This is a genomic window from Pseudomonas sp. KH_021, assembly GCF_057838865.1.
Window position 1 is genome coordinate 4781686 of sequence record NZ_CM174477.1, and the last position, 14330, is coordinate 4796015.

At 60.1% G+C, this 14330-nt stretch carries 15 protein-coding genes; 8 read left to right on the plus strand and 7 right to left on the minus strand.

Annotation, left to right across the window (positions count from 1 at the left end):
- Positions 1–116: 116 nt before the first annotated feature.
- A complete protein-coding gene (locus AC3IX4_RS22035; protein ID WP_489257481.1) occupies positions 117–1319 on the plus strand; it encodes an MFS transporter in 1203 nt (400 codons plus the stop codon).
- Here the strand turns inward: AC3IX4_RS22035 and arfB are convergent.
- Entirely contained in the window at positions 1316–1729 is a 414-nt protein-coding gene (gene arfB, locus AC3IX4_RS22040) for an alternative ribosome rescue aminoacyl-tRNA hydrolase ArfB (RefSeq protein WP_489257482.1), read from the minus strand. The genes AC3IX4_RS22035 and arfB overlap by 4 nt on opposite strands.
- 109 nt (positions 1730–1838) lie before the next feature.
- The gene (locus AC3IX4_RS22045; protein ID WP_489257483.1) at positions 1839–3260 is read right to left on the minus strand and encodes an amino acid permease; all 1422 of its coding nucleotides are present in this window, start codon (positions 3258–3260) and stop codon (positions 1839–1841) included.
- Positions 3261–4167: 907 nt separating this feature from the next.
- Here AC3IX4_RS22045 and AC3IX4_RS22050 point away from each other — a divergent pair.
- Positions 4168–5472, plus strand: a complete 1305-nt coding sequence (locus AC3IX4_RS22050) for an IS4 family transposase (RefSeq protein ID WP_489261189.1) — start codon at positions 4168–4170, stop codon at positions 5470–5472.
- 320 nt (positions 5473–5792) lie between these two features.
- On the opposite strand, the gene rluB is transcribed toward AC3IX4_RS22050, so the two are convergent.
- The 5 genes from rluB to AC3IX4_RS22075 all read right to left on the minus strand — a co-directional run bounded on the left by rluB (position 5793) and on the right by AC3IX4_RS22075 (position 10204).
- Entirely contained in the window at positions 5793–6923 is a 1131-nt protein-coding gene (gene rluB / locus AC3IX4_RS22055) for a 23S rRNA pseudouridine(2605) synthase RluB (protein ID WP_489257484.1), read from the minus strand.
- A gap of 167 nt (positions 6924–7090) precedes the next feature.
- Positions 7091–7882: an SMC-Scp complex subunit ScpB gene (gene scpB / locus AC3IX4_RS22060; protein ID WP_489257485.1), complete on the minus strand. Its 792-nt coding sequence runs from the start codon at positions 7880–7882 to the stop codon at positions 7091–7093.
- Between the two features lie 3 nt (positions 7883–7885).
- The gene (locus tag AC3IX4_RS22065) at positions 7886–8701 is read right to left on the minus strand and encodes a segregation and condensation protein A (RefSeq protein WP_489257486.1); all 816 of its coding nucleotides are present in this window, start codon (positions 8699–8701) and stop codon (positions 7886–7888) included.
- Positions 8698–9327 carry an L-threonylcarbamoyladenylate synthase gene (locus tag AC3IX4_RS22070; RefSeq protein WP_489257487.1) on the minus strand — a complete coding sequence of 210 codons (630 nt, stop codon included), beginning with the start codon at positions 9325–9327 and terminating at the stop codon, positions 8698–8700. Before AC3IX4_RS22070 ends, AC3IX4_RS22065 begins: the two co-directional genes overlap by 4 nt.
- A gap of 13 nt (positions 9328–9340) precedes the next feature.
- Complete coding sequence (locus AC3IX4_RS22075; RefSeq protein WP_489257488.1) at positions 9341–10204, minus strand: PHP domain-containing protein; 864 nt, start codon at positions 10202–10204, stop codon at positions 9341–9343.
- Between the two features lie 66 nt (positions 10205–10270).
- Between AC3IX4_RS22075 and AC3IX4_RS22080 the strand changes: the two genes are divergently transcribed.
- The 6 genes from AC3IX4_RS22080 to AC3IX4_RS22105 all read left to right on the plus strand — a co-directional run bounded on the left by AC3IX4_RS22080 (position 10271) and on the right by AC3IX4_RS22105 (position 14261).
- Positions 10271–10867: a septation protein A gene (locus AC3IX4_RS22080; RefSeq protein WP_489257489.1), complete on the plus strand. Its 597-nt coding sequence runs from the start codon at positions 10271–10273 to the stop codon at positions 10865–10867.
- Position 10868: 1 nt separating this feature from the next.
- The gene (locus AC3IX4_RS22085; protein ID WP_489257490.1) at positions 10869–11168 is read left to right on the plus strand and encodes a YciI family protein; all 300 of its coding nucleotides are present in this window, start codon (positions 10869–10871) and stop codon (positions 11166–11168) included.
- A 94-nt stretch (positions 11169–11262) separates the two neighbouring features.
- Positions 11263–11619, plus strand: coding sequence for an SH3 domain-containing protein (locus AC3IX4_RS22090; protein ID WP_489257491.1), 357 nt, complete (start codon positions 11263–11265; stop codon positions 11617–11619).
- Between the two features lie 7 nt (positions 11620–11626).
- A complete protein-coding gene (locus AC3IX4_RS22095; RefSeq protein ID WP_489257492.1) occupies positions 11627–12304 on the plus strand; it encodes a response regulator transcription factor in 678 nt (225 codons plus the stop codon).
- 132 nt (positions 12305–12436) lie between these two features.
- Complete coding sequence (locus tag AC3IX4_RS22100) at positions 12437–12859, plus strand: Spy/CpxP family protein refolding chaperone (RefSeq protein ID WP_489257493.1); 423 nt, start codon at positions 12437–12439, stop codon at positions 12857–12859.
- A 67-nt stretch (positions 12860–12926) separates the two neighbouring features.
- Positions 12927–14261 carry a sensor histidine kinase gene (locus tag AC3IX4_RS22105; protein WP_489257494.1) on the plus strand — a complete coding sequence of 445 codons (1335 nt, stop codon included), beginning with the start codon at positions 12927–12929 and terminating at the stop codon, positions 14259–14261.
- Positions 14262–14330 lie beyond the last annotated feature (69 nt).

The window sequence follows — 14330 nt, forward strand, 5'->3', positions numbered from 1 at the left end:
ACGATTCCCGTACTTTTTTTATTGCCCCCGTCCCCGCTCCACTGCCCGCGCAACTATCATAGCCAGCGTTATACGTCCCGCGCCTTTCTGCCCGGGTCTCACCGGATACCGTTTTTATGCCTGACTCACCGCGCCCCATGGCGGTTACCCTGCAAGTCGTCTCCATTGTTCTGTTTACTTTTATCGCTTATCTCAACGTCGGCATCCCCTTGGCCGTACTGCCAGGCTATGTCCACAGCGACTTGGGCTATGGGACCGTCATCGCGGGCCTGGTGATCAGCGTCCAGTACCTGGCCACACTGCTCAGCCGCCCTTACGCCAGCCGCATCATCGACAACCTCGGCGCCAAGAAAGCGGTGATCTACGGCGTGGCTGGCTGCGGCCTGAGCGGTGTGTTTATGCTCGTCTCGACCAGCCTTCAGGCCGCCCCGTTGTGGAGCCTGATTACGCTGTTGATCGGTCGATTGGTGCTGGGCAGCGCCGAAAGCCTGGTCGGCTCGGGCGCCATCGGCTGGGGAATTGGCCGAGTCGGCGCCCAACACACCGCCAAGGTCATTTCCTGGAACGGCATTGCAAGCTATGGCGCACTGGCCATCGGCGCACCGCTGGGGGTGATTCTGGTCAAGCAGTTGGGTCTCTGGAGCATGGGGGTCAGCATTATCCTGCTGTGCCTGTTGGGGCTGGTGCTGGCCTGGCCCAAAAAGCCTGCGCCTATCGTCGCTGGCGAGCGTCTGCCGTTCCTGCATGTGCTGGGCCGAGTACTGCCGCATGGGTCGGGCCTGGCCTTGGGCTCCATAGGCTTTGGCACCATCGCGACGTTTATCACCCTGTACTATGCCACCCATAACTGGAACAACGCCGCCCTGTGCCTGACCCTGTTTGGCAGCTGCTTCATTGGCGCGCGGCTGTTGTTTGGTAACTTGATCAACCGCTTGGGGGGCTTTCGCGTCGCGATTGTCTGCCTCTCGGTGGAGACCTTGGGCCTGTTATTGCTGTGGGTCGCCCCCAGTGCCGAAATGGCCCTGGCAGGCGCGGCCTTGACCGGCTTTGGCTTCTCGCTGGTGTTTCCGGCGCTGGGCGTTGAAGCGGTCAATCTGGTGCCGGCGTCCAGCCGCGGCGCGGCCGTGGGTGCCTATTCGTTGTTTATCGACTTGTCGCTGGGCATCACCGGCCCGCTGGCGGGGGCGGTCGCCGCCGGTTTCGGCTTTGCCTCGATCTTCCTGTTTGCCGCCATTGCGGCAGCCTGCGGGTTATTGCTCAGCGTCTATCTGTATCGTCATGCAACGCGCACCCCGCGCGTGTTCGAGGTTCACCCTTAAAAATCGACCCGCCCGCGCCCAGCCTTGATTGCCCCGCGCTTGCTCTTGGTATCCAGGCGCCGGGTTTTCGAACCCAGGGTCGGGCGTGTCGGGCGCCTGGCCTTCTCGACCTTGACGGCAGCCAAAATCAGCAGCCGCAAGCGCTCCAGGGCATCTGCACGGTTCTGCTCCTGGGTTCGATACTGCTGCGCCTTGATCACAATCACCCCATCGGCCGTGATGCGGCTATCGCGCTGCAGCAACAAACGCTCCTTGTAGAACGGCGGCAATGACGAGGCGTGAATATTGAAACGCAAGTGCATGGCGCTGGAAACCTTGTTGACGTTCTGCCCACCTGCCCCTTGGGCACGGATGGCCGTCAACTCGATTTCGTCGTCCGGTATCTGCACCGCGTTTGAAATTTCCAGCATGAATACACTCCCGCATTGATGGCCACAGGATACCGTCTCTAAAACACAAAAGCCCCGGCTCTCATCAAGCCGGGGCTTTTCGTGTCAGTACCGCTTTACCGCAAACCGCTTACTTGGCTACCGCGCCGACGGCCGCTGCAGCCTGCGCCGCACTGCGTTTGGTCTTGAGCGTGTAGCAAACCCACATCACCAGCAGCCACACCGGAATGGCGTAGACCGACATCTGGATACCCGGGATCAACAACATGATGCCCAGGATGAAGACCACAAAGGCCAGGCAGATATAGTTGCCCCATGGGTACCACAGCGACTTGAACAGCGAGGTCTGGCCAGTACGTGTCATGTGCTGCCGAAACTTGAGGTGCGAGAAGCTGATCATGGCCCAGTTGATGACCAGCGCCGCGACGACCAGCGACATCAGCAGTTCCAGTGCGTGCTGCGGGATGAAGTAGTTCAGCAGCACCGCCACCAGGGTTACAGCTGCCGACGCCAGGATTGAACGCACCGGCACGCCACGCTTGTCGATCTTCGCCAGGCCTTTGGGCGCATCGCCCTGCTCGGCCATGCCATAGAGCATGCGGGCATTGCAGTAGGTACCGCTGTTGTACACCGACAAAGCCGCGGTCAATACCACGAAGTTGAGAATGTGCGCAGCAGTGTCGCTACCCAGCATCGAAAAAACTTGTACGAAAGGGCTGGCGCTGTAGCCGTCACCCGACGAATTCAACGAGGTCAGCAGGCTATCCCATGGGGTCAGCGACAGCAGCACGACCAGGGCACCGATGTAGAAAATCAGGATGCGGTAGATCACCTGGTTGATTGCTTTCGGGATCACGGTCTTCGGTTTGTCCGCTTCAGCAGCGGTGAAACCGAGCATTTCCAGGCCGCCGAAAGAGAACATGATGATCGCCAGCGCCATCACCAGGCCGCTTACCCCATTGGGGAAGAAGCCGCCGTGTTCCCACAGGTTACTGACCGAAGCCTGAGGACCACCGCTACCGCTGACCAGCATGTAGCTGCCCAGGGCGATCATGCCGACAATGGCCAATACCTTGATGATCGCAAACCAGAACTCGGCTTCACCAAAGACTTTGACGTTGGCAAGGTTGATCACGTTGATCAATACGAAGAAGGCGGCAGCCGACACCCACGTTGGGATCTCGGGCCACCAGTAGTGTACGTATTTGCCGACGGCCGTCAGTTCCGACATGCCGACCAGGATGTACAGCACCCAGCAGTTCCAGCCCGACAGAAAGCCTGCGAAACCGCCCCAATATTTATGCGCAAAATGGCTGAAAGACCCGGCCACTGGTTCTTCGACGATCATCTCGCCCAACTGGCGCATGATCATGAAGGCAATGAAACCGCAAATGGCGTAACCCAGGATCATCGACGGTCCAGCCGACTTGAGCACACCCGCCGAGCCCAGGAACAGCCCGGTACCGATGGCGCCGCCTAGTGCGATCAACTGGATGTGGCGATTCTTCAGGCCGCGTTTCAGCTCGCCCGAAGGGGAAGATTGTCCACTCATTAACTAAGTCACCTGTTTGTTTTTATCTGTGACGGAATCGGACCCGCTGCGCTCGTGGCGAAGCGGAGTGAGCAAGGCGATAACCTTGATTTGGACTTGAGCCGAGGCTCGACGTCTGCTGGGGTGCGCGGTACGCGGTGTAGTCACAGTCAAAACGCGCGCATTGTACACACCTGAACCTGCTCGGGCGCGCTGCGGCGTTTGGCCATGGCGCATCTGATCGTTAAGGCGCACGCGCCACAAGTGGGCGTAAATGGCTTATCGCGGATTAGAAGGGGGAATTTGGCAGGAATTCGTTACAAGCGAGTCATAGAGGGAAAATTGCTCAGTTTTAACTGACTTCTTGTAACGATTTTTTTACGACAAGGTGTAAAAAATTTACACACTGTCTTTGCAAAAAAATTCGGGCAGCCCCAGCACTTGATCTTGATCTTCGAACACAGAAAGCCCAGACGCCGCGGATGTCCCTTCAGGAGGCCGAGTGGAGCGCCTGCGTAGTGGGGTAAGGGCCATGGATGGCCCGCAAGCGCCGATGGGCCATGGACGGCCCGTCGGCGCGGCCCCACGGAGCAGGTGCGGAAGGAGGGAACCCGGAGCGAAGCGTAGGGCCGTATGCGGGGACCAGGGGTTTTGCCTACTTTTGCCCCAACAAAAGTAGGACGCCGTAAAGGCGGAAAGGTGACTAAGCGTCACCATCGCCAACGGATATGCTCCGGGTTCAAGCACCGAGGTTTTGATTTTGGTGAGCATATCCAGATTACGCGCAGACGCGGACTCACCTTTCCGCCCTTACGGCCAGCCCTTTCAAGGTCTTCGTTTAAACTCTCTCCCATCTACGGTCCAGGATGACGAAACGATGTGGGAAGAAGTCTTAGCGCGGTTTGAAAAAAAAGCACCGGCCAGCGTCATGGCCAAGTTGGCGTTGGAGCAGGCCATCCCGGCCGAGTGGGTCGATCAGGTGTTCGAAAACCATCGCCAACGCCAGTACCCGCGTGAGCTTTTGTTTTCGACCATCGTTGAGCTGATGTCCCTTGTTTCATTGGGTTTACGACCTTCACTGCATGCCGCTGCACGTCAGATGGAGGACCTTCCGGTTACCTTGGCAGCGCTCTATGACAAGGTCAGCCGCACAGAACCCGCGTTGCTGCGGGCCCTGGTCACCGGCAGCGCAGAGCGGTTGACCCCGACCATAGAAGCGTTGGGCTGTTCAGCCATTTTGCCCGGCTGGCAACTGCGTATCGTCGACGGCAACCACCTGCCTTCTACCGAAAAACGTCTGGGGGCTTTGCGGCGTGAACGAGGCGCCGCGCGGCCTGGTTTTTCGGTCGTGGTCTATGACCCCGACCTGGATCAGGTCGTTGACCTTCAGCCCTGCGAAGATGCCTACGCCAGTGAACGCGTCAGCGTACTGCCGTTGCTGGCGAGTGCGAGGGCGGGACAGCTGTGGATGGCCGATCGGCTCTATTGCACGCTCCCCGTCATGGAAGCCTGCGAGGAGTCGGGCGCCTCGTTCATTATTCGTCAGCAGAGTCACCATCCACGCCTGATCCAGGAAAACGACTGGCAAGAACCCGTGTCTGTCGAGGCTGGAACGGTGCGTGAACAAACCATCGAATTGAAAGGCGGACGCTGCTGGCGGCGAATTGAACTGAGCTTGCGAACGCCCACTGAGTCGGGTGACTCCACGCTCTTATTCTGGAGCAATTTGCCCGACAGCATCAGTGCTCAGCAGATCGCTGATTTGTACCGTCGTCGCTGGAGTATCGAAGGGATGTTCCAACGCCTGGAATCGGTGCTGGACAGTGAAATCGCAAGCCTGGGCAACCCCCGAGCGGCCTTGCTCGGTTTTGCCTCGGCGATCTTGGCCTACAACGTTTTGTCGGTCCTTAAGCGCAGTGTTGAACAGGCCCATCGCCAGACGCAGCCCGAGGGCTGGGAAGCTTCGATCTTCCACCTGGCGGTGCAGGTGCGCAGCAGTTATGAGGGGATGCAGATCGCGTTGCCCTCGGATTACCTATCACTCCAAACGACCTCAGAAACTCTGGCGGAGCGTCTGTTGGCGCTGGCCAGGAATATCCAGCCCCGACAGGTCGCTAAAAGCAAACGCGGCCCCAAAGTAGATAAACCCAAGGAATGGCTCGAGGGCAAAGCTGCGCGTGCTCATGTATCGACGGACCGGGTGCTCAAGGCCAAAAAAGATGAAAGACCTTGAAAGGGCTGGCCCTTACGGCGGGTCACTTTTTTTGGCGAAAAAGTAACCAAAACGCCGCGCCCCCGCATACGGCCCTACGCTTCGCTCCGGGTTCCCTCGCTCCCGCACTTGCTACGTGGGGACCGCGCCGACGGGCCGTCCCTGGCCCTACGGCGCTCTCGGGCCATCCATGGCCCTCGCCCCACTACGCAAGTGCGCAGCGAAGCCTCCTGAAGGGACGATCCGCGGTGTCTGGACTATGTGTGCATAAAGATCAAAAGCCTGGAGCATCAAAGCACAAGCGTGTGCCCGACACTCCGGCTTGCCCGCGAGTGGGCGTCTTACTCAGGCTTCGGCTTGCGACCAAAACCCGGACGCTGACCCGCTGCAGGCGCTGGCCCACGACGCTTGGCCGCGCCATCCGCAAGCTTCGGCGCAGGGCGCTTGGCGCCTGGCTTGGCACCAGGCTTGTCGCTGCGCTTGTTCATGTCGCTCGGGCGCTCAGCCACCGTGCTGCGGCTACGAGGGCCGTCTTCACGCGGCTTGCGCGCCGGGCGCGCGCCTGCGGGAGCATCGTGCGCCGGGCGCACATTGCGCACACGCTCGCCACGGCCAACCGGCTTGGCCGACTTGCGCTGCATACGGTCGATCTTCTCGCGAGTCTTGGCTTTCATGGCCGGCATGGCCACAGCGGTCAAGCCCACTTCAGCCGCCAGCACGTCGATTTCGTACTGGCTCATTTCACGCCAGCGACCCATCGGCAAGTCGGAGTTGAGGAACACCGGACCAAAACGCACGCGCTTCAGACGGCTGACCACCAGCCCCTGGGATTCCCACAGGCGACGTACTTCACGGTTACGGCCTTCCATCACCACACAGTGGTACCAATGGTTGAAACCTTCACCGCCCGGCGCTTGCTGGATATCGGTGAAGCGTGCCGGACCGTCTTCCAGGATCACGCCGTTTTTCAGACGCAACAGCATGTCGTCGTCGACTTCACCGCGCACACGTACCGCGTACTCGCGGTCCATCTCGAAGGATGGGTGCATCAGGCGGTTGGCCAGCTCACCGTCAGTGGTGAACAGCAGCAGGCCGGTAGTGTTGATGTCCAGGCGACCGACGTTGATCCAGCGGCCCTCTTTCGGGCGCGGCAGGCGGTCGAACACGGTCGGACGGCCTTCCGGGTCGTCACGGGTGCAGATCTCGCCGTCTGGCTTGTTGTAAATGATGACGCGGCGCACGGTCTCGGCGGCTTCTTCGCGCTTGATCACGCGGCCGTCAACGGAGATGGCATCGTGCAGGTCGACACGCTGGCCAAGGGTGGCAACGGCGCCGTTGACCTTGATGCGGCCTTCGCCGATCCAGGCTTCAACGTCGCGGCGCGAGCCAACGCCAATGCGCGCAAGGACTTTCTGCAGTTTTTCGCCGGCTGGACGAACTGGCTGGCTGTCGGGTTGATCGTGTTCACTCATCTGGGCACCTCCCGGTGTGTCAATTCAGGCCCAAGGCCTGGGGGTATAGATAGCTTTTTGGGCGCCTGAGCGCCGAAAGGGTCGCAAATATACGCTCATGGCGAGCGATGCGCACCCAAGACTAGTTGAAAAGACAGGCCATGATGCCGCAGGCCGACCGACAGTGCTCAATCAGAGCGTTCTTGGCGCTGCGGCTCATCTTCCGGGCCCTCTTCGGTCGTGACGGGTGCCGGCTCGATCAGGTCGTCGAAATCGGTTTTCAGACCCTGCTCCATCGTATCCAGCTCTACCAGCAAACTACGGAAGCTGGTTTCATCACGCACCGGTGCTGGCTCATCTGTCTCGGCACTGGCGTCAGCCAAGGCTTGCAAGTGCGCCGGGACAGGAGCGTCATCCATGTCCTCATCCATTCGAGGCGCGGGTTCCAACTCGCGCACTTCGGCCAGCGGCGGGAGGCTGTCCAGGCTTTTGAGGTTGAAATGGTCCAGAAAAGCCTTGGTGGTCGCGAACATCGCCGGGCGGCCCGGTACTTCCCGATGGCCGACGACCCGAATCCACTCGCGCTCCAGAAGGGTCTTGGTGATGTTGCTGTTGACCGCCACGCCACGCACGTCTTCGATTTCACCGCGCGTGATGGGTTGGCGGTAGGCAATCAACGCAAGGGTTTCTAGCAGCGCACGGGAGTAGCGCTGGGGACGTTCCTCCCATAGCCGGCCAACCCAGGGGGCGAACTTTTCTCGAATCTGCAGGCGATAACCCGAGGCCACTTCCACCAGTTCAAAAGAGCGGCTGTCGCAAGACTTGCGCAGCAGATCGAGCGCCTTCTTGAACACCAACGGCTCAGGCCGTTCAGCTTCCTCAAACAATTCGTACAGCCGTTCCAGCGATTGCGGTTTACCAGAAGCCAGCAAAAAAGCCTCAAGCAAGGAGGCAAGCTCCCGCGGTTCATTCAAATTCATCGTTTATTCAGCCCGTGCCCGCACATGGATCGCCGCAAAAGGCTCATTTTGCACCAGCTCGACCAAGGATTCCTTGACCAGCTCAAGAATCGCCATAAAGGTGACCACCACTCCCAGCTTGCCTTCCTCCGCGGTGAACAGCTCCACGAATGGCACAAATCCCCCGCCCTTGAGGCGCTCGAGCACATCACTCATGCGCTCGCGGGTCGATAAGGTCTCGCGGGTGACCTGATGGCTTTCAAACATGTCGTTACGGCGCAAGACTTCCGACATGGACAGCAGCACCTCTTCCAGGTACACATCCGGCAACAATTTGCGTGCCCTAGCCTGGGGCGCTTCCAGGCGCGGGACATAAATGTCACGCCCCACCCGCTTCAAGCCATCGATACCCTCAGCGGCCACCTTGAAGCGCTCGTACTCCTGCAGGCGGCGGATCAATTCGGCGCGCGGGTCGTCTTCTTCGGCCTCAACCTCGGCAGATCGTGGCAGCAGCATGCGCGACTTGATCTCGGCCAGCATCGCGGCCATCACCAGGTATTCCGCCGCCAGCTCCAGGCGCACGGTTTTCATCAGTTCGACATAGCCCATGTACTGGCGGGTAATTTCCGCCACCGGGATATCGAGGATGTTGATGTTCTGTTTGCGAATCAGGTACAGCAGCAGGTCAAGCGGCCCCTCGAAAGCTTCCAAAAAGACTTCCAGTGCATCGGGAGGTATATAGAGATCGACCGGCATTTCGTTGAGCGCCTGGCCGTAGACCAGGGCAAAGGGCAGTTCTTGCTGGGCGCCTGCCTGGGCGTCGCTGACAACCTCGCTCACGCTTCAACCAGAAAGGGCGCCGGATCGCCGCACCCCACGCGCACCACTTCTGGCTCGCCATCGGCCAGGTTGATGACGGTAGAGGCTTCGACGCCGCCAAAGCCACCGTCGATGATCAGGTCGACCTGATGTTCGAGCAATTGGCGCATCTCGTAGGGATCGGTCATGGGCATGCTTTCGCCCGGCATGATCAGGCTCACGCTCATCAGCGGCTCCCCCAGTTGCTCCATCAGCGCCGAGGTAATCGGATGATCCGGCAAACGCAGGCCAATGGTCCGGCGCTTGTCGTGCAGCAACAGTCGCGGCACCTCGCGGGTGGCGTTGAGAATGAACGTGTAGGGCCCCGGCGTATGAGCCTTGAGAGTGCGGAAGGTGCCTGTATCGATCTTGGCGTACACCCCCAGTTGCGACAGATCGCAGCAGATCAGGGTGAAGTTATGTTTGTCGTCCAGCTGACGCAAGCGCCGCACCCGCTCAATCGCTTTTTTGTCGCCGATTTGGCAACCCATTGCGTAGGACGAGTCTGTTGGGAAGATCACCACACCACCGCTGCGGATAATTTCCACCGCCTGTTTGATCAGGCGTGCCTGTGGGTTTTCCGGATGAATCTGGAAAAATTGACTCACATTCTCTACCTGTTCAGACGGCGGCAATAGGTTGTGCATAGTTGAATCGACCCCACAAGGTTGGCAGATCCTCCGGTAGGGGCCGATAGATACCGATCTCCGACCAGGTGCCAGGGGCGTGAAAATCACTGCCGGCGCTGGCTAGCAGGCCGAACTCGCGGGTCAGGATGGACAAGGTGCCCACCTGCTCGGCCGGCTGCATGCCGTTGACCACTTCCAGCGCCTGACCGCCTGCTTGAATATAGTCGGCTATCAATTTTCGGCGCTTGCTGCGGGTGAAATCATAGTGCATTGGGTGGGCAAGGCTGACCCAGGCACGCGCTTCACGCAGGGTGCCCACGGTCTCTTCAAGGCTCGGCCAATGCTGCTTGACGTCGCCGAGCTTGCCGGCCCCCAACCACTTGCGAAAGGCCTCGGCGCGGTCTTTGACGTAGCCTTGCTGCACCAGGAAGTCGGCAAAGTGCGGCCGCGCTGGGGCATTTTCGCTGTCGCCCAGAGTCTGCTGGATGGCGCGAGCGCCTTCGAAGGCCCCCGGCATGCCCTTGAGTGCCAGCCGTCGGTCAATTTCTTCGGCGCGCAGCCAGCGGCCCTTGTGCAACTGTTCAAGCGCTGCGACCAACGGGGGCGCATCGAGGGCAAAACCATACCCCAGCACATGGATGGTGGCACCGCCCCAGGTACAGGACATTTCTACCCCGCTGATCCACTGCATACCCAGCTCAAGCGCGGCCGTGCGGGCCTCCACTTGGCCTTCAAGGGTGTCGTGATCAGTCAGAGCCATCGCCCGCACGCCGTTCTCAAAAGCACGGGCAACCACCAACGCGGGTGCCAGGGCGCCATCGGAGGCCGTGCTGTGGCAGTGCAAATCAACATTCATGGGCGGGTCTTTCGCAGTCTTTGATGTTTGTTATTATGCCGGGACATCCTGCTTCTGGCTGCCACTGTGAAACAATTCATCGATTTCATCCCGCTGCTCCTGTTTTTCATCGTTTACAAAATCGAACCTCGCCTCGTCGAAGTGGCCGGTCACGAGCTGACCGTGGGGGGTATTTTCAGTGCCACGGCGGTGCTGATCGCCGCCTCCATCGTGGTCTATGGCGCGCTGTTCATTCACCAGCGCAAGCTGGAAAAAAGCCAATGGCTGACGCTGGTCGCCTGTTTGGTGTTCGGCAGCCTGACGCTGGCGTTCCACAGCGAAACTTTCCTGAAATGGAAAGCACCGGTGGTCAACTGGCTGTTCGCCCTGGCCTTCATGGGCAGCCACTTCATTGGTGATCGTGTACTGATCAAGCGGATCATGGGCCATGCCCTGACCCTGCCGGACGCCATCTGGGCCAAACTGAACATCGCCTGGATCGGGTTTTTCCTGTTCTGCGGCGCTGCCAACCTGTTCGTCGCCTTCACCTTCCAGAGCATCTGGGTGGACTTCAAGGTGTTTGGCAGCCTGGGCATGACCGTTCTGTTCCTGGTTGCCCAGGGCATCTACCTGTCCCGCCACCTTCATGACAGCGACACCTCTACTCCAAAAATCGAGGACTAACATGCTCTACGCCATTATCGCCACCGACGTTGCCAACTCTCTGGAGGCACGTCTGGCCGCACGCCCTGCCCATCTGGAGCGTCTGCAACAACTGAAGGCCGAAGGCCGCATCGTGTTGGCTGGCCCACACCCGGCCGTTGACAGCAACGACCCAGGCGCTGCCGGTTTCAGCGGCAGCCTGATCGTGGCCGAGTTCGAGTCCCTGACCGCCGCCAAGGCCTGGGCCGATGCCGACCCCTACATCGCCGCGGGCGTTTATGCCGACGTTAAGGTCAAGCCGTTCAAGCAAGTCCTGCCGTAACGCCCTCGGGGGCAGGTGAAGCCTGCCCCCGACTCAATATTCCTATACTGCTGCCGACACCCTGCACACTACCCGATCGAATTCAGGAGTTGCGATGCGTCAAGGTTCGTTGTGCCTGCTGTTCTCCCTGGCCCTGCTGGCGCCCTGCGCGTCTGCCCAGGAAACCACTCCCACCACTGCCGAGTTTGTACAAAGGATCAAGGACAGCGATGGCCAGCGCGAAGCCCTGAACCAGCAATTACAGGTTGCCAATACCGAAGCGAGTCGACTTCGCCAGGAAAACCAGCGACTCAAGCAGCAGATCAAGCATCTGCAGGCCAACGTCACCGCCCCCCTGCTCAGCGAGCAACAAGAATGGTTCGTGTTGGGGGGAGCAGTGGCGCTGTTTGCCGCGCTATGCGGTATCTTTGCCAGTGGCGGCCACCGCAGGCGTCGACAATGGTTGAATTGAGCGAAAGATGAGCGAGCTGTTACTGATAGATGATGACCAGGAGCTTTGCGAGCTGCTGGGCAGTTGGCTGGGCCAGGAAGGTTTCCAGGTGCGCGCCTGCCACAATGGCCAGAGCGCCCGCAAGGCCTTGGCCGACCAGGCCCCTGATGCCGTGGTGCTGGATGTGATGCTGCCCGACGGCAGTGGTCTTGAACTGCTCAAGCAATTGCGCAGCGAGCACCCGGACCTGCCGGTACTGATGCTGTCGGCACGCGGAGAGCCACTGGACCGTATCCTGGGCCTGGAACTGGGCGCTGATGATTACCTGGCCAAGCCTTGCGATCCGCGCGAGTTGACTGCCCGCCTGCGCGCGGTGCTGCGCCGTAGCCACCCGGCCACCCCGACCAGCCAGCTGGAAATTGGCGACCTGTGTTTCAGCCCGGCTCGAGGCGTTGCCAGCATCGACGGTCACGACCTGAGCCTGACCATTTCCGAAAGCCGCCTGCTCGAAGCGCTGCTGCGCCAACCCGGCGAGCCGCTGGACAAGCAGGAACTGGCGCAGATCGCACTGGGCCGCAAGCTGACCTTGTACGATCGCAGCCTGGACATGCACGTCAGCAACCTGCGCAAAAAAATCGGCCCACACCCGGACGGTCGCCCGCGCATCGTTGCCCTGCGTAGCCGTGGTTACTACTACAGCCTCTGATCCAGGCATGTGTCAGCACGTGCGCCTCGCACCTTTACCCAAGCTTTACGCTTGGCTGACCGCCGCTGACCTTGATCTCCCTAAACTGAGCTCATCCGGTAAATGACCGGGAACGAGACAAGGAGATACACCATGCGCAAGACCCTCATCGCTTTGATGTTCGCCGCCGCCCTGCCAACCGTTGCCATGGCCATGCCCGAAGGCGGGCATCACATGATGGGTGGCGCGGAGCACGGCCGTCACCACTCCCCCTATAGCCAACTGGACCTGACCCAGGACCAGCGCCAGCAGATCGGCAAGCTGATGGGTGAGCAAAAGAAAGAGCGCCGCGACATCACCGAGCGCTACCTGAACAAGCTGCCAGCAGCCGATCAGAAAGCCATGAAAGACGAGATCAAGGCCAAGCAAGACAAGACCCAGGCCGACATCCGCAGCCTGCTCAAGCCCGATCAGCAAAAGCAATTCGACGAAATGAAGAAAAAACAGGATGAGCGTCGTGCCGAATGGGCCGAGTTCAAGGCCTGGAAAGAAGCCAAAGGCAACAAGGCTCAGTAATCTCCCATCACAAGGCCCGACCCGCTGACACCAGCGGTGTCGGGCTTCGGCATTTCGAGGTGTTACCTTGCGTTCATTGTTCTGGCGCATTCTTGCCAGCTTCTGGCTGGCCATCGCCCTGGTCGCGGGATTGTCGATTCTGCTGGGCCATATGCTCAATCAGGACGCTTGGATACTGAGCCGCCACCCTGGGCTCAACACCTTGGCTGGGAAATGGTCCGAGCTCTACGAAAATAACGGACCGGACAGAGCGCAAGCGTTTCTCGAACAGCGTAAACGGCGCTATCACATCGACGTACAGGTCCTTAACGACAGTGGTGAAGCGCTGGTACCCGGCACCTTTACCCGCCGCGCTGCCGCGTTTGAACAGCGCCGCCACAACGATGATCGTCAATTACCGTGGCGCCGCCTGACGGTTGAATACACAAGCCCTGGCACCGGCGACACGTACCTGCTGATTTACCGCATCCCACACCCGGAACTGGACGCCTGGCACCGTGACAGCCTGCTGTGGCCACTCAGCGCCCTGGGCATTGCCTTGGTAGTGCTGACCCTGTTCAGCCTGTTTGTCACCTTGTCCATTACCCGGCCACTGAACAGGCTGCGCAGCGCAGTACACGATCTTGGGCAAACCACGTACCAACAGAACAGCCTGGCCCAACTGGCCGGCCGTCGTGATGAGTTCGGGGTATTGGCCAATGACTTCAACCGAATGGGCGCTCGGCTGCAGAGCCTGATTGGCAGCCAGCGCCAACTGTTGCGCGACGTTTCCCATGAACTGCGCTCACCCCTGGCACGGCTGCGCATTGCCCTGGCCCTGGCAGAAAGAGCGGAACCTGCGCAGCGAGAAAAGCTCTGGCCGCGACTGGCTCGCGAGTGCGACAGGCTCGAAGACTTGATCAGTGAGATCCTGGCCCTGGCGCGTCTGGACGCTGAACACACCAGTGCCGAACGCATCGACGTCAATGACTTGCTTTCAAATGTGCAAAAAGATGCGCAGCTCAGCGCCCCCGATCAGCCGATCAACATCCAGGCACCGGCAGGCTTGAGTTTTGAGGGTTGGCCGACCATGGTCGAACGGGCACTGGACAACCTGTTGCGCAACGCCTTGCGCTTTAGTCCGCCAGGCAAGCCGATTGAAATTACGGCCCAGCCTATGGACGACCGCTTGTTGTTGAGTGTGCGAGACCATGGCCCTGGTGTTGCCAATGAACACTTGACGCAACTGGGCGAGCCGTTTTTCCGAGCACCGGGGCAAACTGCCGCTGGGCATGGCCTGGGGCTGGCCATTGCACGCCGTGCGGCGCAGCGTCACGGCGGTGACCTGCACCTGAGCAATCACCCCGAAGGCGGGTTTGTGGCCTGCCTGGACCTGCCCTGGGCGCCCGTCACCACCGCGTAAAAACTTTTAGGACCATCTCGGTGTGTCAGGAATGGCTTCTCGCGACGGTTCGGCGCTCCGACAAGCTCA

Bases quoted from the DNA above. Each gene is read 5' to 3' on its own strand.
- rluB (WP_489257484.1), bottom strand. From the start codon at position 6,923: ATGAGTGAACACGATCAACCCGACAGCCAGCCAGTTCGTCCAGCCGGC.
- AC3IX4_RS22100 (WP_489257493.1), top strand. From the start codon at position 12,437: ATGCGCAAGACCCTCATCGCTTTGATGTTCGCCGCCGCCCTGCCAACC.
- AC3IX4_RS22035 (WP_489257481.1), top strand. From the start codon at position 117: ATGCCTGACTCACCGCGCCCCATGGCGGTTACCCTGCAAGTCGTCTCC.
- AC3IX4_RS22045 (WP_489257483.1), bottom strand. From the start codon at position 3,260: ATGAGTGGACAATCTTCCCCTTCGGGCGAGCTGAAACGCGGCCTGAAG.
- scpB (WP_489257485.1), bottom strand. From the start codon at position 7,882: ATGAATTTGAATGAACCGCGGGAGCTTGCCTCCTTGCTTGAGGCTTTT.
- AC3IX4_RS22050 (WP_489261189.1), top strand. From the start codon at position 4,168: ATGGCCAAGTTGGCGTTGGAGCAGGCCATCCCGGCCGAGTGGGTCGAT.
- AC3IX4_RS22085 (WP_489257490.1), top strand. From the start codon at position 10,869: ATGCTCTACGCCATTATCGCCACCGACGTTGCCAACTCTCTGGAGGCA.
- AC3IX4_RS22075 (WP_489257488.1), bottom strand. From the start codon at position 10,204: ATGAATGTTGATTTGCACTGCCACAGCACGGCCTCCGATGGCGCCCTG.
- AC3IX4_RS22090 (WP_489257491.1), top strand. From the start codon at position 11,263: ATGCGTCAAGGTTCGTTGTGCCTGCTGTTCTCCCTGGCCCTGCTGGCG.
- arfB (WP_489257482.1), bottom strand. From the start codon at position 1,729: ATGCTGGAAATTTCAAACGCGGTGCAGATACCGGACGACGAAATCGAG.
- AC3IX4_RS22095 (WP_489257492.1), top strand. From the start codon at position 11,627: ATGAGCGAGCTGTTACTGATAGATGATGACCAGGAGCTTTGCGAGCTG.